This window comes from Rhizobium sp. 32-5/1, assembly GCF_029537235.1.
Taxonomy (GTDB): Bacteria; Pseudomonadota; Alphaproteobacteria; order Rhizobiales; family Rhizobiaceae; genus Pararhizobium.
Genome location: NZ_CP120638.1, coordinates 977,398 through 998,204, shown reverse-complemented (window position 1 = coordinate 998,204; position 20,807 = coordinate 977,398). Strand labels below are relative to the sequence as shown.

Annotated in this window: 15 protein-coding genes, 1 tRNA gene and 6 pseudogenes; 11 read left to right on the top strand and 11 right to left on the bottom strand. The window is 60.8% G+C overall.

Annotated elements, in window-relative coordinates; translation table 11 throughout:
• Positions 1–61: 61 nt before the first annotated feature.
• A complete protein-coding gene (locus P6U16_RS05200) occupies positions 62–238 on the top strand; it encodes a DUF2256 domain-containing protein (protein ID WP_277702869.1) in 177 nt (58 codons plus the stop codon).
• A gap of 86 nt (positions 239–324) precedes the next feature.
• Here P6U16_RS05200 and P6U16_RS05195 read toward each other — a convergent pair.
• From P6U16_RS05195 to denD, 3 genes and pseudogenes are all read right to left on the bottom strand, one after another.
• Positions 325–2,108: pseudogene (locus P6U16_RS05195) on the bottom strand (IlvD/Edd family dehydratase).
• Positions 2,108–3,034 carry an NAD(P)-dependent oxidoreductase gene (locus P6U16_RS05190; protein WP_277702868.1) on the bottom strand — a complete coding sequence of 309 codons (927 nt, stop codon included), beginning with the start codon at positions 3,032–3,034 and terminating at the stop codon, positions 2,108–2,110. The pseudogene P6U16_RS05195 and the gene P6U16_RS05190 overlap by 1 nt, the downstream one beginning before the upstream one ends.
• Positions 3,021–3,994: pseudogene (denD, locus tag P6U16_RS05185) on the bottom strand (D-erythronate dehydrogenase); the annotation flags it as partial. The gene P6U16_RS05190 and the pseudogene denD, both read right to left, overlap by 14 nt.
• Before the next feature lie 272 nt (positions 3,995–4,266).
• Between denD and P6U16_RS05180 the strand changes: the two are divergent.
• From P6U16_RS05180 to P6U16_RS05155, 6 genes and pseudogenes are all read left to right on the top strand, one after another.
• Positions 4,267–5,642, top strand: a pseudogene (locus P6U16_RS05180) (FAD-binding oxidoreductase).
• Between the two features lie 33 nt (positions 5,643–5,675).
• Positions 5,676–6,392, top strand: coding sequence for a FadR/GntR family transcriptional regulator (locus P6U16_RS05175; RefSeq protein WP_277702867.1), 717 nt, complete (start codon positions 5,676–5,678; stop codon positions 6,390–6,392).
• 153 nt (positions 6,393–6,545) lie between these two features.
• Positions 6,546–7,730 (top strand): fumarylacetoacetate hydrolase family protein, encoded by a 1,185-nt coding sequence (locus P6U16_RS05170; RefSeq protein ID WP_277704014.1) that lies wholly within the window; start codon positions 6,546–6,548, stop codon positions 7,728–7,730.
• A gap of 3 nt (positions 7,731–7,733) precedes the next feature.
• A complete protein-coding gene (locus P6U16_RS05165) occupies positions 7,734–8,270 on the top strand; it encodes a TRAP transporter small permease (protein ID WP_277702866.1) in 537 nt (178 codons plus the stop codon).
• Positions 8,267–9,543: pseudogene (locus P6U16_RS05160) on the top strand (TRAP transporter large permease subunit). The gene P6U16_RS05165 and the pseudogene P6U16_RS05160 overlap by 4 nt, the downstream one beginning before the upstream one ends.
• 47 nt (positions 9,544–9,590) lie before the next feature.
• Positions 9,591–10,595, top strand: coding sequence for a TRAP transporter substrate-binding protein (locus tag P6U16_RS05155; RefSeq protein ID WP_277702865.1), 1,005 nt, complete (start codon positions 9,591–9,593; stop codon positions 10,593–10,595).
• An 89-nt stretch (positions 10,596–10,684) separates the two neighbouring features.
• Here P6U16_RS05155 and P6U16_RS05150 read toward each other — a convergent pair whose 3' ends face one another.
• The 4 genes and pseudogenes from P6U16_RS05150 to P6U16_RS05135 all read right to left on the bottom strand — a co-directional run bounded on the left by P6U16_RS05150 (position 10,685) and on the right by P6U16_RS05135 (position 14,190).
• Positions 10,685–11,560 carry a DMT family transporter gene (locus P6U16_RS05150; protein WP_277704013.1) on the bottom strand — a complete coding sequence of 292 codons (876 nt, stop codon included), beginning with the start codon at positions 11,558–11,560 and terminating at the stop codon, positions 10,685–10,687.
• 77 nt (positions 11,561–11,637) lie between these two features.
• Positions 11,638–12,839 (bottom strand): annotated as a pseudogene (locus tag P6U16_RS05145) (mandelate racemase/muconate lactonizing enzyme family protein).
• Between the two features lie 19 nt (positions 12,840–12,858).
• Complete coding sequence (locus P6U16_RS05140) at positions 12,859–13,533, bottom strand: FadR/GntR family transcriptional regulator (RefSeq protein ID WP_277702864.1); 675 nt, start codon at positions 13,531–13,533, stop codon at positions 12,859–12,861.
• A 261-nt stretch (positions 13,534–13,794) separates the two neighbouring features.
• Entirely contained in the window at positions 13,795–14,190 is a 396-nt protein-coding gene (locus tag P6U16_RS05135) for a hypothetical protein (protein ID WP_277702863.1), read from the bottom strand.
• A 431-nt stretch (positions 14,191–14,621) separates the two neighbouring features.
• Here P6U16_RS05135 and P6U16_RS05130 point away from each other — a divergent pair.
• The 3 genes from P6U16_RS05130 (at position 14,622) to P6U16_RS05120 (ending at position 15,464) form a co-directional block, all read left to right on the top strand.
• Positions 14,622–14,698 (top strand) — tRNA-Pro (locus tag P6U16_RS05130).
• Positions 14,699–14,928: 230 nt separating this feature from the next.
• The gene (locus P6U16_RS05125; RefSeq protein WP_277702862.1) at positions 14,929–15,174 is read left to right on the top strand and encodes a DUF982 domain-containing protein; all 246 of its coding nucleotides are present in this window, start codon (positions 14,929–14,931) and stop codon (positions 15,172–15,174) included.
• A 53-nt stretch (positions 15,175–15,227) separates the two neighbouring features.
• The gene (locus P6U16_RS05120) at positions 15,228–15,464 is read left to right on the top strand and encodes a hypothetical protein (protein ID WP_277702861.1); all 237 of its coding nucleotides are present in this window, start codon (positions 15,228–15,230) and stop codon (positions 15,462–15,464) included.
• 64 nt (positions 15,465–15,528) lie between these two features.
• On the opposite strand, the gene P6U16_RS05115 is transcribed toward P6U16_RS05120, so the two are convergent.
• Positions 15,529–16,500: a YafY family protein gene (locus P6U16_RS05115; RefSeq protein WP_277702860.1), complete on the bottom strand. Its 972-nt coding sequence runs from the start codon at positions 16,498–16,500 to the stop codon at positions 15,529–15,531.
• Between the two features lie 125 nt (positions 16,501–16,625).
• Between P6U16_RS05115 and P6U16_RS05110 the strand changes: the two genes are divergently transcribed.
• Positions 16,626–17,096, top strand: coding sequence for a RidA family protein (locus tag P6U16_RS05110; RefSeq protein ID WP_277702859.1), 471 nt, complete (start codon positions 16,626–16,628; stop codon positions 17,094–17,096).
• Positions 17,097–17,249: 153 nt separating this feature from the next.
• Here the strand turns inward: P6U16_RS05110 and cysN are convergent, their stop codons facing one another.
• From cysN to P6U16_RS05095, 3 genes and pseudogenes are all read right to left on the bottom strand, one after another.
• Positions 17,250–18,737 carry a sulfate adenylyltransferase subunit CysN gene (cysN, locus tag P6U16_RS05105; protein WP_277702858.1) on the bottom strand — a complete coding sequence of 496 codons (1,488 nt, stop codon included), beginning with the start codon at positions 18,735–18,737 and terminating at the stop codon, positions 17,250–17,252.
• A pseudogene (gene cysD, locus P6U16_RS05100) lies at positions 18,737–19,689 on the bottom strand (sulfate adenylyltransferase subunit CysD). The gene cysN and the pseudogene cysD overlap by 1 nt, the downstream one beginning before the upstream one ends.
• A 48-nt stretch (positions 19,690–19,737) precedes the next feature.
• Positions 19,738–20,538 carry a phosphoadenylyl-sulfate reductase gene (locus tag P6U16_RS05095; protein ID WP_277702857.1) on the bottom strand — a complete coding sequence of 267 codons (801 nt, stop codon included), beginning with the start codon at positions 20,536–20,538 and terminating at the stop codon, positions 19,738–19,740.
• Positions 20,539–20,807 lie beyond the last annotated feature (269 nt).

The following is a 20,807-nucleotide window of genomic DNA, read 5'->3' as shown; positions in this document are numbered from 1 at the left end:
CGTTTTCCAATGTCACCGGCGTCCAAGAGTTGCGTAAGACGCCGAAAGGGAGGGGCAAGCCATGACTGAACCGCGCTACAGCAAATCCAATCTGCCCGAGAAAATCTGTGAAGCCTGCGGCAGGCCGTTTGCCTGGCGCAAGAAGTGGAGGCGGGATTGGGACAGCGTCAAAACCTGTTCGGACCGCTGCAAGGTCGATCTCCGACGGAAGGGCAAAAGCGACGCCCATCAGACGTAAGCGGTTTCTGAAACGCACCGCGCCGGGCCGGCGACTGCAGATATCTCTCCTGCAGTACCGGTCCCGCTTGCTCCCAGCGCATAGTCTCAGTGATTGTGCCGTGGTAGCTTTTCAGCCAGCTTGCGAAACTCCGGGGCACCTTCGATGACGGCGCCGTCCGACAATTGCGTCACGGTGCGACGGTAAAGCATCTGCCAGGGCGTGGCGTCGGCTGGAACGGCCGGAATGCCGTCCGCCTTGCGCCGCTCGATTTCCTCAGGCGTAACCAGCATATCGCAACGGCCTTGGTTGAAATCGATGCGGATGACGTCGCCGCTGCGCACATAGGCGCGGCCGCCGCCGGCCGCACTTTCCGGGGAGGCGTTGAGGATCGACGGGCTGTCGGCCGTGCCGGACTGGCGACCGTCACCGATGGTCGGAAGGCTGAGGATGCCTTTTTGATCAGGTAGTCCGGCGGCTGCATATTGACCACTTCGGCCGAGCCCGGCCAACCGAGCGGGCCGGCGCCGCGGATGACGAGGATCGTACGCTCGTCGATATCAAGATCCGGATCGTTGATGCGCTTGTGGTAATCCTCGGAGCCGTCGAAAACCACGGCCTTGCCTTCAAATACACCTTCCTTGCCCGGTTCGCTCAGATAGCGTTCGCGGAAGCCGGCCGAAATGACGCTCATCTTCATGATGGCGAAATCGAAGAGATTGCCTTTCAGCACGAGGAAGCCGGCGCGTTCCTTGAGCGGTGCATCATACGGCAGGATAACCTCGCGGTCGGTTGATTCCCGGCCTTCCAGATTTTCCGCCAAGGTCTTGCCGGTCACGGTCGGACAGCCGGCGTCCAGTTTACCGGCTTGCAGCAATTCCCACATGATGGCGGGAACGCCGCCGGCCCGGTGGAAGCGCTCGCCAAGATAGGCGCCGGCTGGCTGCACATTGGCCAAGAGCGGAATGTCGAAACCATGAGTCTGCCAGTCGTCGGGATAGAGGTCGACGCCGGCATGTTTGGCCATGGCCGCCAGATGCGGCTGGGCATTGGTCGATCCGCCGATCGCGGAATTGACGCGGATCGCGTTCAAGAACGCCTCGCGCGTCAAAATATCCGACGGCTTGATATCCTGCTGTACAAGTTCCACTGCGCGGCGCCCGGTGCGATAGGCCATCTGGCCGCGCTCGCGATAGGCGGCCGGAATGGCGGCGCAACCGGTGAGCGACATGCCGAGCGCTTCGGCCATGGCATTCATGGTCGAGGCCGTGCCCATGGTGTTGCAATGGCCGATCGACGGGGCCGAATCGAGTGCTGACTGCAGGAACTCCTCGCGGGTGATTTCGCCTGCCGCATACTTGCGCCGCGCGCGCCAGATTACTGTGCCAGACCCCACCAGATCGCCATCATGCCAGCCGTCGAGCATCGGGCCGCCGGAAAAGACGATGGCCGGGATATCGACGGTCGAGGCCGCCATCAGCGCGGAAGGCGTGGTCTTGTCGCAGCCCGTGGTCAGCACCACGCCGTCGAGCGGATAGCCATAGAGAATCTCGACCAGGCCGAGATAGGCGAGATTGCGGTCGAGCGCCGCCGTCGGCCGCTTGCAGTTCTCAAACAGCGGATGGGTCGGAAACTCGATGGGTATGCCGCCGGCATCGCGGATGCCGTCACGAACGCGCTTGGCAAGCTCGATATGGTGCCGGTTGCAGGGGTTGATATCGCTGCCCGACTGGGCAATGCCGATGATCGGCTTGCCGGAGCGCAGCTCTTCCGGCGTCGTGCCGTAGTTCATGAAGCGCTCGAGATAGAGCGCCGTCATGTCGAGATGATCGGGATTGTCAAACCAGTCCTGCGAGCGCAGACGACGCGCGCCCTTGTTATCCTCGGTCATTATTTCTCCTCCCCGCTCGGGGCTGTGTTCATCGCTTCCAGATGCAGCAGCAGGGCGCTGTGGTCCATGTCGCCGCCACCGCCCGCTACGAAGTCGGAAAAGGCCTGGCGCACTTGCTCGGTCAAAGGCAAATCCAGCGAAAACAGACCGGTCATCTCGTTGACGGCGTTGAGGTCCTTGAGCTGCAGCTTCGATGGACCACCGGGCGTGAAATCGCGCATTACCATGCGCGCGCCATGCAGCTCCAGAATACGGCTCTCGGCAAAACCGCCGCGGATCGCGTCCCTGAATTTCTCGCGCGACGCTCCGCCGGCTTCCACTAGCATCATCGCTTCCGCAACGGCGCCGATGGTGATGGCGACGATCTGCTGGTTGGCGAGCTTGCAGATCTGCCCGGCACCCGACGGCCCGACATGGGTCACCCGGCCAAGGGCTGCAAACACATCGGAGAGTTCATCAATAACATCCGCGTCTCCACCGGCCATGATGGCCAGTGTTCCCGCCTCGGCACCGACCACGCCGCCCGATACCGGCGCATCGACATGCCTGAGGCCGAGCGCCTCCAGGCGGGCCGAATGGTCCCTGGCGATCAGCGGCGAGATGGAGCTGGCGTCGATCACGACAGCGCCCTTGGTCAAAACTTCGGCGACCCCGCCATCGAACAGCACAGCCTCAACGGCTTTTCCGTCGGTCAGCATGGTGAAGACGATATCGCAGGCCGCAACTGCCGCTGCTGCCGTTTCGGCTACCTCAGCACCATCCGAAGCCAGAGCCTGCGCCTTGGCAAGATCGCGGTTCCAGACCGCGACGCGATGACCGGCGGCAAGCAGCCGTCGCACCATTGGGGCGCCCATCAGTCCGGTTCCAAGAAAAGCGATCCGATGCGGCCGGTTTTGTTTTTCGCTCAAAGTTCCCTCCCAGCTCATCCTCGATATGCACGCGGATGATCTCATCAAAGGAGGTTTCGGCGGTAAAGCCAAGCGCTTTTGCGCGTGTCGCTTCAAAACCCGCAGCCCAGCCGGCGACCATCTTGATGATCATCTCGTCCGGCTCGCGGCGGATTAGCGCAACCGCCTTTTCGCCGCCGACGCGGCGCAGCGCTTCGATCTGTTCGCCCACGGTCGCACTGAGGCCCGGCATGGAGAGCGCCCGGCGCGGTCCCACCGTCTCCAGATCGATGGTTGCGCCATGGATGAGAAAGCCGACAGCGGAGCGCGGCGAGGTGTGCCAGTGGCGGACATCGTCGGAGACCGGGAGGACCGCCTCCTTGCCGACCAGTGGTTCGCGCAGGATGTTGGAGAAGAAGCCGGACGCCGCCTTGTTCGGCGTGCCGGGGCGGATGCAGATCGTCGGCAGGCGGATGGCGATGCCGTCGAGGAAACCACGCCGGCTGTAGTCGGACAGAAGCAGTTCGCAGATCGCCTTCTGCGTGCCGTAGCTGGTCAGCGGCGTCGTATGATAGTCGTCCGGGATCGGATAGGGCAGGGGGCGCCCACCACGGCGATCGATGAGGTGAAGACGACGCGCGGCCTGTAGCCGTCCGCGCCATTGGCCAGCCGAATGGCATCGAACAGAGTGCGCGTGCCATCGAGATTGATCCGGTAGCCTTTTTCGAAATCAAGCTCGGCCTCGCCCGAGACGATCGCCGCCAGATGGAAGATCACATCGGGACGCGCTGCGACAAGCGCTTCGGCTTCGCCGGGTGCCGACAGATCAGCCTCCCTGGCGTTGACCTTGCCGGCAAAGCCGGAAGGCGCCTGCGGCGTCACGACATCCACCAGCGTCATTTCAGAGATCGGTTGGCCGCCGAGCTGGCCGTCGGCAGACAGTCTCGCGGCAAGCTTGCGGCCCACCATGCCGGCGGCACCGATGATCAGGATGTGCATAAGGTTCTCCTCCTCAACCCGCCCTCAAACCGCCTGGGGTTGAACCGTGACGGACGACGAGAAATTGCTATTGTAAGGTTGTCTGATAACCTTATATTGCCGGTTTGAAAATATGGGATTTCAGAAGCCTGCGAAAATTCTTCGCCGTTCAGCGGCGGTAGGCAGCAATTTTCAATGCGGCGGTTGGGTGGAAAGGTCGGAGCATGAGGGTGGATGTCACAGGCGCGGTTGCGGGTTTGCAGGAAGCCCTGTGGACCGCGTTGTCCAGCGACATGGTGTTGACAGACCCGAAGGACATGCAGCGCTTTTGCCGGGATTGGCACGGGGACGTGACCAGCAGCGCCATAGCGGTGCTGCGGCCGCGCTCGACCGAAGGCGTTGCCGCCGCGGTTCGCACTTGCCTCGACCTTGGACTTTCGATCGTGCCTCAGGGTGGAAATACCGGACTGGTGCTGGGCGGTATTCCCGATCAGCCGGCCAACCAGGTGGTTTTGAGCCTCGAGCGCATGACCACCATTCGCAATATCGATGCGGATGACTTTTCGGCCGTGGTCGAAGCCGGTTGCATCCTGTCAGATGTGAAGGATGCCGTTGCCGAAAAGGATATGTATTTCCCCTGGCGCTTGGTGCCCAGGGCTCCTGCCGCATCGGCGGCAATGTCTCCACCAATGCGGGCGGCATCAACGTATTGCGCTACGGCATGACGCGCGAACTGGTCCTCGGCCTGGAGGTGGTGCTGCCCGATGGTTCGATTTTCAATGGCCTATCGACCCTGCGCAAGGACAATCGCGGCATCGACCTGAAGCAGCTTTTCATCGGTGCCGAGGGCACGCTCGGCATCATCACCGCCGTGTCAATCAAGCTGACGCCGTTCCCCGATCAGGTGGCGACCGCCTTGCTGGGGCTTGCCTCGCTCGATGATGCGATCAAGCTCTACCGCCGCGCCCGGCGCGATTGCTGCGACCTGATGTCGGCCTTCGAATTCATGCCGCCGCTCACCTTCGTCCTTGCGCGGGAAGCAATCCCCGACTTGCCCATGCCGATTGCCGGAGACTATCCGGCCTATGTGCTTATGGAGATTTCCGGCTCCGGTCTTGTCGATATCGCCGATCTGATGGAGCGTTTCCTCACGGGCGTCATGGAGGACGGTCTTGTCGTTGATGGTGTCATCGCCGCCTCGCAGGCGCAGGCCCGCAATCTCTGGCTTTTCCGCGAAGGCATGAACGAGGGACAGGCCAAGCGCGGCCCCCATATGCGAACGGACATTTCCGTGCCGCTCTCCCGTCTTGCCGATTTCGTGCGCGACGCCGAACAGGCTGTCACGGATGCGCTTCCCGACTGCATCAGCGTGTCCTACGGCCATGTGGGCGACGGCAATGTGCATCTCAATGTCCTGCCACCGGCAGGCTGTTCACCGGAGGACGCAGCCAGCCGGATCTACAAGGCAAAGACGGTCGTGAACCAGGTTCTGGACAGGTACGATGGCAGCATCAGCGCCGAGCACGGCATCGGTCGCCTCAAGCGCGCCGATTTCGAACAGCGGCTTGATCCTACCCGGCGCACCTTGCTCACGGCCCTGAAGCAGGCCATCGATCCATCCATGGTCATGAACCCCGGCTGCCAATTGAATTTCCCCGCCATATCGTAGAATAGTCTGGCATCATCAGGAACGGACAATGGCATGACGGCGGACTTCAGCCAGATCAGACGGAACGAGCATCTCCCGGCGCGCATTGCCGGCCATATCGGCAAGGAAATCACGGAAGGCCGCATCGCGCCTGGCGAAAGGCTGCCGACCGAGCATCTTCTTGCCAAGACCTTCGGCGTCAGCAGGTCCGTGGTGCGCGAAGCCATCGCCCAGTTGCGCAACGAGGGACTGGTGGAGACACGCCAGGGTGTCGGCGCCTTCGTTCTGGAGGCTCAGGGCCGAGGCGCTATTCGTATCGAGCAGACCGCACTGAGTGATCGCGAGACCTTCCGCAGCCTCTTCCAGTTGCGCATGCCGCTGGAAATCGAAGCCGCTGGCCTTGCTGCCGTTCATCACAACGATGACGATCTGAAAAAACTGGACGACGCGCTTGCGCGGATGACCGGCGCCGAGAAATGGACGGACCAGGGAATCGTTGCCGATCTCGCTTTTCACCGGGCTTTGGCGATAGCCACCCGCAACGAGTATTTTCCGCTGTTCGTCGGCTTTATCGCCGAGCGCATCAGTCTTGCCATTAACGCGGCACGCGCTGCTGCCGTGCTTGAGGAAATCGTCGAAACCACGATCGCAGAACACGTCGCCATCCGCGACGCCGTGGTAACGCGGGACCCGATGAAGGCCCGCGCCGCCATGCGCAGCCACCTCATTGGAGCGGCCGCGCGACTGGACCTGACGCTCGAAATATCCTGAGGGGCTGGCGCAGAGGAATTCGCCTGCAGGTTTTAGCGGGCTGCGGATCTTCTGCTCTGGACAGGTGGGAAAAGTCATACTAGAAAGACACGCGGAGCGTTGTCAGACATCCTGACAATAGGGCAAGCTGTGCTGGAGGGCAGGTTTGTCGGACTGGGAGGACGAGATTTGATTCCTGAACGTATGCTGCATGCCGAATCCATCTTGCCGGATGATGCCGCCGATGCTCTTCTGGTCGGACGAGTCTGGTCAAAGGCAAATGCCGGCCCGTGCCCCGTGATGATCACAGGCGGTCGCGTTCTGGACCTGACAGGCATTCGCGCCACCATGTCAGGCCTCCTCGAAACGGAAAATCTTGTCGCTGTGCTGCGCAACGCCTCCGGCCTGCCGGATATTGGCTCCCTCGACAGCTTCCTCTCCGGTGAAAACGGTACGGTCCTTGCCCCGATCGATCTGCAGGCAGTCAAGGCGGCCGGCGTGACCTTTGCCGACAGCATGCTGGAACGTGTCATCGAAGAACAGGCCAAGGGCGATCCGCTCCGGGCCCAGGCCATTCGTGGCAAACTCGCTCCGGTCCTTGGTGACAGTCTTCGCGGCCTCGTCGCCGGTTCGGAACAGGCCGCCAAGGTCAAGGCGCTGCTGCAGGATATGGGCCTCTGGTCGCAATATCTGGAAGTCGGTATCGGCCCCGACGCTGAAATTTTCACCAAGTCCCAGCCCATGTCCTCGGTCGGCTGCGGTGCGCTGGTCGGCATCCATCCGATTTCCCAGTGGAACAACCCGGAGCCGGAAGTTGTGCTTGTGCTGCGCTCCGATGGGACGATCGTCGGCGCCAGTCTTGGCAATGACGTCAATCTGCGTGACGTCGAGGGACGCTCGGCGCTGCTGCTCGGCAAGGCCAAGGACAACAACGCCTCCTGCTCGATCGGCCCGTTCATCCGGCTTTTCGACGCCACATTCACTATGGAAGATTTGAGCCGCGTCCGTGTTGCGCTGACGGTTCATGGCGAAGACGGTTTTGAAATGTCGGGCGAAAGCCCGATGGAGGCCATCAGCCGTTCACCGGAAAACCTGGCCTCGCAGCTTCGCAACCGCAATCATCAATATCCCGATGGCGCCGTTCTTTTCCTCGGCACGATGTTTGCTCCGGTCAAGGATCGGCGTGGGGCGGGTCAGGGCTTTACGCACGAAATCGGCGACCGCGTTGAAATCTCGACAAGCAGGCTCGGCCGCCTAGTTAACTGGGTAGAGCGCAGCGATGTTTGCCCGGAATGGACCTTCGGCACAGGCGCTCTTATCCGCAATCTGGCCGGCCGCGGCCTTTTGGAGAAGGCGTAAGTCATGCAGAAGGTGACAGATCTCTTTTTCCGTTTTCTTGAATTCCTGCTCATTGTGCTGTTGTCCGGCATGGCAATCATGGTGTTCGTCAATGTCGTCATGCGTTACGCCTTCAATTCCGGCCTCAATATTTCGGACGAGCTGTCGCGCTACTTTTTTGTCTGGGTGACGTTCATCGGCGCTGTCGTTGCATTTCGCGAGCATGCGCATGTCGGGGTGGAAACGCTTGTTGCCCTCTTCGGGCGCAAAGGGCGAATCCTCTGCATGATCCTGTCGAACATCATCATCATCGGCGTTTCCGCAATCTTCTTCTGGGGAACCTGGAAGCAGTACCCGATCAACGCCAGCATGGACGCGCCGGTCACCAAGATCTCGATGATCTGGGTCTATGGCGTCGGCTTCTTCACCGGTGCGGGCATTGTCGTTATTGCCCTTGAACGCTTGTTCCGATTGCTGACGGGCAGGGTGACCGAAGATGAAATCGCAGCCTTTGCCGGCGAAAACCTGACTGCCGAGCAGATGGCGGAGCGCAGCCAATGACCTTGCTTGTTTTCATCGGCTCCCTTGTCGGCGCCATGGCCATTGGCGTTCCGGTCGCCTTCTCGCTGATGTTCTGCGGCGTCGTGCTCATGTGGTTCATGGGCATGTTCAACACGCAGATCATCGCGCAGAACATGATCGGGGGCGCCGATACCTTCACGCTTCTGGCGATTCCTTCTTCATTCTCGCTGGCGAACTGATGAATGCCGGTGGCCTGTCGCGCCGCATCATCGAATTCGCCATTGCCTGCGTCGGCCATATTCGCGGCGGTCTTGGCATTGTTGCCATCATGGCCGCCATCATCATGGCGAGCATTTCCGGATCGGCCGCTGCCGATACGGCCGCACTCGCCGCCATCTTGATCCCGATGATGGCCACGGCCGGCTACAACGTGCCGCGATCGGCCGGTCTGATTGCAGCCGGCGGCATTATCGCGCCCGTCATTCCGCCGTCGATGGCGTTCATCGTCTTCGGCGTGGCCGCCAATGTGTCGATCACGCAGCTTTTCATGGCTGGCATCGTGCCCGGCCTTCTGATGGGCGTGGCCTTGATCGTGACGTGGCTGATCGTCGTTCGAAAGGACAATGTTCAGGCGCTGCCGAAGACGCCGATGAAGGAACGCATGCGGGTTACGGCTCGGGCCCTTTGGGCGCTCGGCATGCCTGTCATCATTCTGGGCGGCATCAAGGCCGGCGTCGTCACGCCGACGGAAGCCGCCGTGGTCGCCGCCGCCTATGCGCTGTTCGTCGGCGTGTTCATCTACCGGGAATTGAACCTGCGGGATCTGCCGCGCGTCATCCTTCAGGCGGCAAAGACCACCTCCGTGGTGATGTTCCTGGTCTGCGCCGCACTCGTGTCCGCTTGGTTGATTACCGCCGCGAATATTCCGGCTGAAATCACCGGCTATATCGAGCCGCTGATCGACCGTCCGATCCTGCTGATGTTCGCCATCATGATCCTCGTCCTCATCGTGGGCACCGCGCTTGACCTGACGCCGACCATCCTGATCCTGACGCCGGTCCTGATGCCGATTATCAAGCAGGCCGGCATTGACCCTGTCTATTTCGGTGTGATGTTCATTATGAACTGCTGCATCGGCCTTCTGACACCACCCGTCGGCGTTGTTCTCAACGTCGTCAGCGGCGTGGGCCGCGTCCCGCTTGGCAAGGTCACGATCGGCGTGTTGCCGTTCCTCGCCGCACAGGTTTTTGTCCTTTTCATGCTGGTGTTGTTTCCGGACATCGTCATCGTGCCTGCTCAATGGCTGCGTTAACTGCCGGCGAGCCAAACAGTCTCACTCAACCATCCAGGGAGGATATTATGAGAAAACTGCTTCTAGCCACCACCGCGATTGCCTTCGCCCTCTCGTCGGCGATCCCGGCTTTTGCCGAATTCAATGATCGCAACATCCGTATTTCAAACGGCATCAATGCCGACCATCCGGTCGGCAATGGCATCAAGGCCATGCAGACCTGCCTCGATGAAAAGTCCGGCGGCAAGCTGAAGATCACCGCCTTCTGGGGCGGCGCACTCGGCGGCGACCTTCAGGCAACCCAGGCCCTGCGCTCGGGCGTCCAGGAAGGCGTCGTAACCTCGTCATCGCCGCTGGTCGGCATCATCCCGGCACTCGGCGTCTTCGACCTGCCGTTCCTGTTCGCCACGCCACAGGAAGCCTATCAGGTGCTGGACGGCAAGTTCGGCGACATGATGAACGAGAAGCTGGAAGCGGCCGGCCTCGTCAATCTCGCCTATTGGGAGAACGGTTTCCGCAACCTGTCGAACTCGGTTCGGCCGGTCACCAAGTGGGAAGACTTCGAGGGCATGAAGGTTCGCGTCATGCAGAACAACATCTTCCTCGACACCTTCCAGAACCTTGGCGCAAATGCAACGCCAATGGCCTTCGGTGAAGTCTTCTCGGCTCTGGAAACCAATGCGATCGACGCGCAGGAAAATCCCTATGTGACGATCGACACGTCGAAGTTCTTCGAGGTGCAGAAGTACATCACCGAGACGAACCACGCCTATACGCCGTTCCTTTTGCTCTTCTCGAAGGCGATCTTCGATACCTATACGCCGGAAGAACAGGCAGCTCTGCGCGAATGCGCGGTTGTTGGCCGTGACGAGGAACGCAAGGTCATCCAGGAACTCAACAAGACGTCGCTTGAAAAGATCAAGGCAGCCGGCCTGGAAGTGAATGTTCTGTCCGCCGAAGAGCAGGCCCGCATTCGCGAAAAGTCGATGGTCGTCTATGAAAAGCACAAGGCCGAAATCGGCGCCGAGGTGGTTGATGCCATCATTGCCGAGCTTGCAGCGATCCGTAAGTAAACTTCGGCTTGCCTAGACATAACAGGGGGCCGGGTAGAAATATCCGGCCCCTTTTTTCACGCCTGGCCTATCGCCTTCCGGAGTGAATATTACTCCGGAACCGCAGGCAGGACCGTTTCGCGCTTCTTCAGTTGCCGCTCACGAAAGAAGATGAACAAACCGGAGGCAACGATCAGGGCCGCTCCGGCCATCATGCCAAGCCGTGGCACATCGCCGAAGAACATCCACCCGAACACCACAGCCCAAAGCAGAAGCGTGTATTGCAGGGGTGCGACCGTCGCCGCGTCTGAAATCTTCAACGCGCGATTGACCAGCATATGGGCAGCCATGGCGACAATGCCGAGCAGCCCGAGCAATGCCAAATCCAGACCGGATGAAATCGGCGACCAGTCGAAGGGCGCAAAGGCAAGACCCGCAAGGCCTGCGCCTGCGACCTGGAAGAACACCAGCGTCTTGTCCGGCGTGTTGCGCAGGCCTCGGCCCGAGAGGAGCATGAAGGCAAAGGCGCCGCTGCCGACGATCGAGATAAGGGCCGGCATGGTGAACATTGCCGTCGACGGCTCCAGCGTGATGATGACGCCCACGAAACCGGCAGCGATGGCGCACCAGCGCCGCCAGCCGACTTTTTCCCCGAGCAGAAAAGGAGAGGCGGCCGCAACATAGATCGGTGCCGCCAACCAGTAGGTCATGACATCGGCCAGCGGCAGATACATGACCGCATAGTAGAAGCAGAAGACCTCCAGGGTGGAAAACACGACGCGGGCAAACTGCATCCAGGGCTGCTCGGCCGAGGTGATCGACTTCAGGCCCGCCTGCCAGAGGAGCGGCGCCAGAATGACGAGGGCTGCCAGGCTGCGGATCAGGATCACCTGTCCAAGGCCGTAGCTCGCCACCAGCCATTTGCCCATGGCGTCGTTCAGCGCAAACATCAGCATGCCGAGCAGCATGATCATGGGGCCCGCCATCACTGATGCTCCCCAACCGGCGCTGCGGGTATCAATATTCGTCACGGTAAGCCTCCCAATATGTCTTTCTGTTTGTGCTACAGGCTGGCCGCATCCGAAAGGCGGCGGCTGACTGTAAAGGCCCGGTCCAGGTCCGGGTTGAGCTCCATGCCAAGGCCCGGACCCGGCGGAACGGTGATCATCCCGTTTTTCACCTCCGGCAGGGCTGTCACCAGATCCCGGTACCAGGTGCGATAAAAGGCCCGCACGCTTTCCTGGACGAGCGCATTCGGCGCATTGAGCGACAGGTGGGTGGAAGCGCAGAGCACCACCGGCCCGGTGCAATCGTGCGGCGCCACCGGCAGATGCCAGGCCTCGGCCATGGAAGCGATCTTGCGCGCTTCCGAAAGGCCGCCGCACCAGGATATGTCGAGCATCATGACGCCTGCCGCACCGGTTTCCAGGAGATCGCGGAATGCCCAGCGTGATCCCAGCGTTTCCGATGCCGAAATCGGTGCCGGCGAAACGGCTGCGTAACGGGCGAGACTCGACAGGCTGTCCATCTTGATCGGGTCTTCATGCCAGAACGTCTTGTAGGGCGTCAGCGCCTTGGCGATCTGCATGGCCGGCAAAAGCTGCCACATGGAATGGAACTCGACCATGATATCCATCCTGTTGCCCACAGCCGCGCGGATCTTCTCGAACGGCTGCAAGGCCTGGTCGAGATCGGGCATCGAGATATACTGACCGCGGGTTTTCTCCGCCGCAGCATCGAACGGCCAGATCTTCATCGCCGTGATGCCTTCCTCGAGCAGCGAATGGGCAAGCTCGTCGGCATTGTTCAGGAAACCGTTGAGGTCGTCATAGTCCTTACCTTCCGACAGTCCGTAATTGGCCGTCGTCTGACCGGTCGCCTTCTTGATGTATTCCGTGCCGGCGCAGGTGTTGTAGGTGCGGATTTCGCGGCGGGTGAAGCCGCCGAGCAATTGCGCGATCGGCATGCCGGTCGCTTTCCCGAAGATATCCCAGAGCGCGATGTCGAAGGCCGAATTGCCCCGCACTTCGGCGCCCGACGAGCGAAACCCGAGATAGCCGACGAGGTCCGCGGCCAGAAGATCGATCTGCAGCGGATCGCGACCGATCACCCGTGGCGCGATGTATTCGTGCACATAGGCTTCGACCGTCTGGGCTCCAAAAAGGTTTCCCCGAGCCCGGTAATGCCTTCGTCGGTATGGACGAGCAGCCAGAGAAGATTGGCGCGCTCCGCGACGCGCACGGTTTCAAGGCCGGTGATTTTCATGGGAGGCTCTCCTGGCGTATCAGATGAGGCCTGCGGTCAGCAGCGCCTTGATGCTTTGATCGAAATGCCGGTTCATCAGCGTCGATGCGGCCTGGGGATTGCCGTCGACGATTGCCAGCGCGAGTTCCTCATGCAGCGCATTCATCGCGTGGCGTTCGCCATCATCGGCGCGGCTTTTCCAGCCGATCGGCCATGTCTGGCGCGTCACGCCCTGAAACGCACCGATGATCAGGGCGAAAACCGGGTTTCGGGAGGCGCGGGCAATCGCGATATGGAAGGCAATGTCATGTTCCATGATCGCCTCCGGATCGCTGGAAGCGTCCCTCATCGCCCGGGCATGGCCGAGGATCCGCTGCGCTTCTGCCTCCGAGCGCCTGAGAGCGGCAAGCGTGGCCGTGCGCCCCTCAATCGTGCGGCGGACATCATAGATCTGCAGGATGTCGATCTGGTCGGTAACAACGCCATGCTCGATCGTCATCGCCATGGAGGCATCGTCGAGATGCGCAATGGTCGGTCTCTTGCCGGTGCCGAGATCGACAAGATGAAGCGCGGCCAGCGAACGCAACGCCTCGCGGATAACCGTCCGCGAAACCTGAAATTGCTCCGAAAGAACCGCTTCGGCCGGCAGATAGTCGCCGGGCTTCAATTCCTTTTCACGGATCAACCGCGTGATCGATGCAATCGCACCGGTCACGAAATCGCCCAAGACAGGCGGTTTGCCAAGTTGTATCACGCAAAAATCCCTCCAGCTTTGCAAAAGCTATAATACAGCTTTCCGTCGAACTGAAGTGATTTTCGCTGAAACGATGACCCACATCGCGCCCGCAGGTTTGCCGGTCAAACGAATCTGGTTTTGGTGTGCTGGGTCAGTGCTCCCCGATTTCAGGGAACCCGGCAACAAAAAGGGCCCGCCGAATGCCGGCAGGCCCTGGTTTCACATACTGCGTATCGGCTCTTACTTCGCCTTGTCGGCAGTCAGGAATTCGGTGCACCAGTCTGTGCTGCCGCCAGCAACGCGGATGGAGCGGATGACGTAGTCGGAGGTCACCGTGAGTTGCACCGAGCAGCTCAGATATTCCGTTTTCGCGTTGGCGATCTTTTTGCCGCGCTTGCCGTCCGTGGTCTTGGCATATTCGGCCGGCGTGCGGCGGGTCTTGTAACCGCCCTTCCAGGAATAGACCGTCGAACTGCCGCTTTCGACATCCGAAGTCGGCGGGCCGAACTTGGCAAAGAAGATGCCGGCCGGCTGGCCGTTCCAGCGGGCTTCGACGGCATTCTTCGCCGGCCCCACGGTGGTGCATCCGGCAAGCGCCAGCGCAAGGCCGGCCACGGTCATCAGGCGGAAATTCATGTTATCGTCCCCATGGGTTTTCGTTCTAAAATTACGCTTGTGTAGAAACGCGCAACACCCGCGTTCCCAAGGCTTCAGTCCTGCCTCTAGCGCTAAATGCTGCGAAAGAAAATCGGCTGCACCACGAAAATTACGATAATTTAATAAGCGTTGCCGAAAGGCCCATGCAGGTCCCAATGAGCACTGCACGCGGCACGGCAGCGATTGCCCTTTTCCACCTTGAAATGCGACCGTTCGGCCCTTGGCGACACCTGCACAATCGACATTGAAAAGGCAGGTTTACTTCCACGGTTCCGGGAGTTCGCCAGTGAAATCAGTTATTTCGTCTGCGGTGATGTTTTTGCCGTCAAGTTTTTGCAATGACTGTCTTGTTTTTGTGGTTTGCGCCTTGTGAAAACGAAAATGCTGATCTATAGAAGCGCCGCTGGTCACGGAGTGTAGCGCAGCCTGGTAGCGCACGTCGTTCGGGACGACGGGGTCGGAGGTTCGAATCCTCTCACTCCGACCAGCTCTAGGCGCTTTCCCGAGGCGGTTTACCCTTGAAAATTCCATGACTTTCGCCAGTCCGTGCTGTTGATGACGCTGTGGCGAAGTGCTTTTAAATCCTTGCATGTACGCCGAAAACGGCAGGCAAGCCTCGCTTGCCGCTGGCCTTGTCGGGTCGTTTCCGGTTAAGACTGCGGCAGTGTCCGCTCGCGTCCTGCGGTGGTGTGATGTCAAACGGGATTGAGGCCGACCATGGATAAACCCTGGAGCAAGAGCGTCACGCTCGCCCTGGAGGGGCCGGGCAAGTACACGACGATCACCAACACCGTGGAAGCCTCCTGGGCCATGATCGAGGATTGGCCGCTGGACGATGCGCCACTCCTGACCCGGGCGCTGGATATCTGCGCGGCGGTGGCTGAAGGGAAAAAGCAGCCCGAAGACGCCCGCAAGGCTTTCCTTGCCGCAGTCGCCGAGGCCGAAATCCATGTTCAGGAATAGGCCCTTGCGCCACGGGGAAACCACATGAAAAAATCGATGACCTGATTTCCTCGGTGCAAAGCATCCACGGCCGCTATTCCGCCGGCCGGATGGAGCGTGAGACGGTGCGCGAATGGGTGCTGGGGCTCGGCGGTTATCCACCGCCCTTTGCCGAGGCTCTGTCCGCTGCCATGGACTGGTTTCGCGGCAAGCACGACCTTGACGCCGAGGAACTCAAGGCGCGCGACCTTGCGTCGTTGAAGGCCATCGCCGAGGCGGGCGAAGCACAGGCCGCAAAACGTCGTCCATGAAAAGGGGTGAAGCAGGCCAGTTTCGATAGTCCAGACCGGAAGCAGATCTTTGCCTAATGTGCCTCTATCTCGGGCCATCGCCAGCATAAAGCTTTGCCAAAGTGTCGACGATTTCGGCCATTTTGGCCCGAAGTTCGGGCGGCCCGATCACCTCGACCTCTGCACCGAAGCGCAGAAGCTCCGTCGCGGCGGGAGCGATGGAACCGACCGATACGGTGACCTGCCGCCAGCCCCGTGCGTCCGCTTGCTCGGAAATCACCGCCCCGGTGCGGACATAGGCAGGTAGAAGCTCTTCCATCATCTCCATGCCCCAAGGCGAGAGACGAATTTCAGCTCGGTTCGGATGAAGGTCGATCTCGTAGAGCCTGATGCTCTCGGTCCAATAGGCTTCGAGGTCGAAAGCTTTTGGATAGTCGAACTGTTCATCCAGAACCGCCATTTCGCCAATTCTGGAGATGCGGAAGGTGCGGGCTTCGTTGTCAATTTGGGCGACCAGATACCAGGCGCCACCTTTCAGGACGATCCCAAGAGGCTCGACGCGCCGCTCCTTGTCGGCTTTCCGGCTTTGATAGCGCATGCGGATAGGGTGCTGGTTCCACACTGCATCGGCAATAGCAGGCAGGTTGTCCAGGGTTTCTGGCGCAGCGAACCAGGCTGGCGCGTCAAAGTGGAAACGCGCCCGCGCCGCGCCGGATCGCATGGCTTCCGGCAAGGCGGCCAGGAGCTTCGTGCGGGCGCTCGCCGCACTTGCGCCCATTCCCAGATCAGCCGCCTGGCGCGTGAGCCCGGCCAGGAACAGCGCCTCGGCCTCGCTCGAGGACAGGCCGTTCAGGCGGACCCGGTAGCCGTCTAGCAGTCGATAGCCGCCGCTGCTGCCCTGGAGGCTGTAGATCGGGATGCCCGCGGCGCTCAGCGCATCCACATCCCGATAGATTGTCCGAAGCGAAACCTCGCACTCGGACGCAAGCGCCTGGGCGGTGACATGCCCCTTCGCTTGCAGGGTCGTCAGGATGGAGAGAAGCCGGCTTGCACGCATCTAAAAAGCCTAATCCAACCTGACATGAATTGACAGGTATGGGCGCTTAAAATGTCTCCGTCGGCCAGGAGCAGACACCACGTCAAGGCTCTATCCGACCCATCTCAGACTTTAGGAAAAAATTTATGGCACAGGCAATCAAGCAGCTGCTCATTGGAGGATTGATCATCATGGGACTGTCTACCGAGGCGACCGCGAAGGATTTGACCATCCTCAACCCACCGAACCTCGGCGATCCGACGCCGAATGGCTATAGCACGGCGGTCATCGTGCCCGCCGGAGCCAAACTTGCCTATATTTCCGGACAGGGCGGTCAGGACAGCACGGGAGCCCTCGCGCCCGACTTCGCTGTCCAGGTGAAGCACGCCTACGCGAATCTGCGGATTGCTCTTGATGCGCTCGGTGCCAAGCCGGATCAGGTTGCCAAGCTCACGGTTTTCGTGGTCGATCACGATATGTCCAAGCTTGGGGTGCTGACCCAGGCAGTCAAGGACATGTTCGGCGCCACGCTGCCGGCACAGACTCTGGTTCCCGTTCCCAAGCTCGCCATCGACCCCATGCTCTTCGAGGTGGAAGCAGTCGTTGTTCTTCAATAACCGGTTCGAGGCGAGGCCCCTGAAAACGGCCGGACCGCGAGTGAAATAATGTCACAAAAAAACGCCCGCGAGATCTGGAATCCCGCGGGCGGATCTTGTGAGCTGGTAAAGTGTCGCGCGCAGCGACCCTCCCGTCATGCTTTGTCAGGTCAATCAGCCGTCAATGCCGTCGAAGATTTCGGCGGCGCGGCCGGCGTTGACGCGGCGCAGTTCGATTTCCTCGCGGCGGCTGGCGAAGAGTTCGCTGGCCAGAATCTGGTCGGCGAGATCGGCGGGCAGCGAGAGGATGACGCGGCTGTCTTCGGTATGGATGCCCGACAGCGACGAGCGCCGTCCGGTGATCATGCCCCCGGCCACCGTGTTGTTGGTGTCGGGGTCGATCAGGATGAAGGCGCCGGTCGTGCGGTTCTGTTCATAACTATCGAAGATCGCCTGTTCGTCGAAGGATAGATGCACCTTGCCGATGGCATTCATCGGCAGAGACTGCGCCGGGTTCCACTTACCGCTCTTCAGGTCCAGCTGGCTTGCCGGCTCGATGGTGACGCGCTGGCGGCGCGAGCCGCTCTTCAGCCAATAGCGCTTGCCCGGCTGGATACCATCGGACTGGAGCGCAACGAGCTGCGCATCGAAGGCAAGACCCGTCTGCGGCTGGCTGTCGATCGAGACGATCATGTCGCCGCGCGAGACGTCGACCTGGCGGTCAAGCACCAGCGTGATCGCGTCGCCGGCAACGGCAGCGTTGCGCACGAGGTCGAAAGTGACGATCTTGGTGACATTGGCCACCATGCCGGATGGCAGGATGATGACCGAATCGCCTGGCTTCACCGAGCCGCCGGCAACCGTGCCCTGATAACCGCGAAAGCTTTCGCCGGGACGCGAGACGCGCTGCACCGGCAGGCGGAAGCCGACGGTCTGGGCGGAGCGGACGGTTGCCAGTTCCAGCACTTCGACCAGCGTCGGACCCTCATACCAGGGCATGGAGGCGCGGCCGTCATAAACGACGTTTTCGCCCTTCAGCGCCGACACCGGGATGGCGGTGATCTGGCGCACGCCGAGCGACAGGGCCAGTTCGCGGAATTCATGGCTGATCTGGTCGAAGCGGGCGCGGTCATAGCCGGTCAGGTCGATCTTGTTGACGGCGAGCACAAACTGCTTGATGCCCATCAGCGAGGCGATGGTGGCGTGGCGGCGGGTCTGTTCCAGCATGCCGACGCGGGCATCGACGAGCAGGATGGCGAGATCGGCAGTGGAGGCGCCGGTGGCCATGTTGCGCGTATATTGCTCGTGGCCGGGGGTATCGGCGACGATGAAGGAGCGCTTGTCGGTGGCGAAGTAGCGATAGGCCACGTCGATGGTAATGCCCTGTTCGCGCTCGGCCTGCAGACCGTCGAGCAATAGCGCGAAATCGGGCAGGCCGAGATCGTTCTGCTTGCCACTGTCACGGTGGAGCGTAGCGGCCTGGTCTTCCTTGACGGCCTTGGTGTCCCAGAGAAGTCGGCCGATCAGGGTCGACTTGCCGTCATCGACGCTACCGCAGGTGATCAGGCGGAGCGGACGCGTGTCGCGCACGGCATGAGCAGGCTCGTGATGCGGCAGGGCGGAAATGGTGGCGGGCGCGGCGGCGACTGCGGAAACGGTCATCAGAAATATCCTTCGCGTTTTTCTTTTCCATCGATCCGGACTGGTCGCGGTCGATGGCGCGGCCCTGACGTTCGGAGACGGTGGCGATTTCAAGCTCGGCGATCACCTCGTCGAGCGTCGTGGCATGGGAGCGGATGCCACCGGTCAGCGGCCAGCAACCGAGGGTGCGGAACCGCAACATGCCTTCCTGGACCTGTTCGCCGGGCAGGGGCTCGAAGCGCGGGTCTTCGGCCCAGACGAGCATGCCGTCGCGATCCACGAACTTGCGCGGCTTGGCGTAATAGAGCGGCACGAGCGGGATGTCTTCCGCCTGGATGTAGCGCCAGATATCGACTTCGGTCCAGTTCGACAGCGGGAAGGCGCGTACGCTTTCGCCCTTGCGGATCATGCCGTTATAGACGTTCCAGAGTTCCGGGCGCTGGTTGCGCGGGTCCCATTTGTGGTCAGGCGTGCGGAAGGAATAGATGCGTTCCTTGGCACGGCTTGCTTCCTCGTCGCGGCGAGCGCCGCCAAAGGCCGCGTCGTAGCCACCGGCATCGAGCGCCTGACGCAGGGCTTCCGTCTTCATGATGTCGGTGTAGAGCGCCGAACCATGCGAAAACGGCGTGATGGTTTCGGCCGCGCCGCGCAGGTTGATGTGCTCGATCAGGTCGAGATCGTATTCCTTCATCAGCGCATCGCGAAAGCCGATCATCTCCGGGAACTTCCAGCCCGTGTTGACGTGCAGAAGCGGGAAGGGCACGCGGCCGGGATAGAAGGCTTTGCGCGCGAGGTGCAGGAGGACGGACGAATCCTTGCCGATCGAATAGAGCATGACCGGATTGTCGAATTCGGCGGCCACTTCGCGGAAAATGTGGATCGCTTCGTTTTCCAGCGCCTTCAGATGCGGGTCGAGCGGGATCTTCGCGCTCTGCGGGTTGTGCAATTCCGTTTCCGGATGGATGGGGGACATTTCAAATCTCCGGGAAGAAGTCTGGTGCGGTGGCCGGCAGATGCGCGTTTATCGCGCGATGCTGCTTGCCAGGACACTCGATGAGGGGGCTGCCGATGAAAGGGCAGGTGATTGCGGGAGGGTGGAGGATGCAGCCTCTGGGACATGCAGGCCGCATTCGCGCTTTTCGTCGTTCTCCCACCACCAGCGGCCGGCGCGTTCCGGCTCGCCGGGCTTGATGGCGCGGGTGCAAGGCTCGCAGCCGATCGAGGGATAGCCGCGCAGGTGCAGCGGATTGACCGGGATCGCTTCCGCCGCGACATGCGCGTGAATCTTCTCGATGCTCCAGTCCGCCAGCGGATTGATCTTCACGAGGTTACGCTCGGCATCGAACTCGGCAAACGGCGTCTCTGCACGAGCGCCCGACTGGCCGCGGCGCAGGCCGGTGATCCAATAGGTGGCGCCTTCGAGTGCTTTCGCAAGCGGCTTCAGCTTGCGAAAGCCGCAACAGGCATGCCGCGCCTCGACACTGTCGTAAAAGCCGTTCAAGCCGTATTTTTCCGCATAGGCGTCGATGTCGCTCTGTTCGGGATAGAAACGCTTGATGAGGATGTTGTAGGTTTCCTCGGTCTTGTCGATCAACGCCACGGTTTCGTTGAACAGACGACCGGTCTCGAGCGTCGAGACATCGATGCCGAACTGTCCGGTACCGATCGCTGCCGTGATCACCTGGTCCTCGATACCGAGGCTGGTGGTGAACACTGCCTTGCCGTCAAGACCGGCGACAAGCGCTAGCCGGCCGGCAAGGTCAAGGCCTGCAAGCTGCTGATCAAGAGCCTTGGCGGCGCTCTCAAGGGAAATGGACGTCATTGCGGTATCCTGTCTTGTTGTCACGGAATATCGCAGTCTTGTGTGACAAAAGACAGAAAAACGGATTTCAAATGCTGCTGGATGGGAGCAAATGTCTCTAACTTCATCAAAAATATCGGAAAAACTAGTAATTTAGTAGATTACTCTGTGTGACAAGTGGGCGTTTCTTCATACCAGCGGGAGGATGACTATCATTGAGCCAGCGCTTGTTTTGATGGCCGAAGCGGCACGATACAGTCACAAAGCGGGAAAAGGCGGCGGGTTTTACC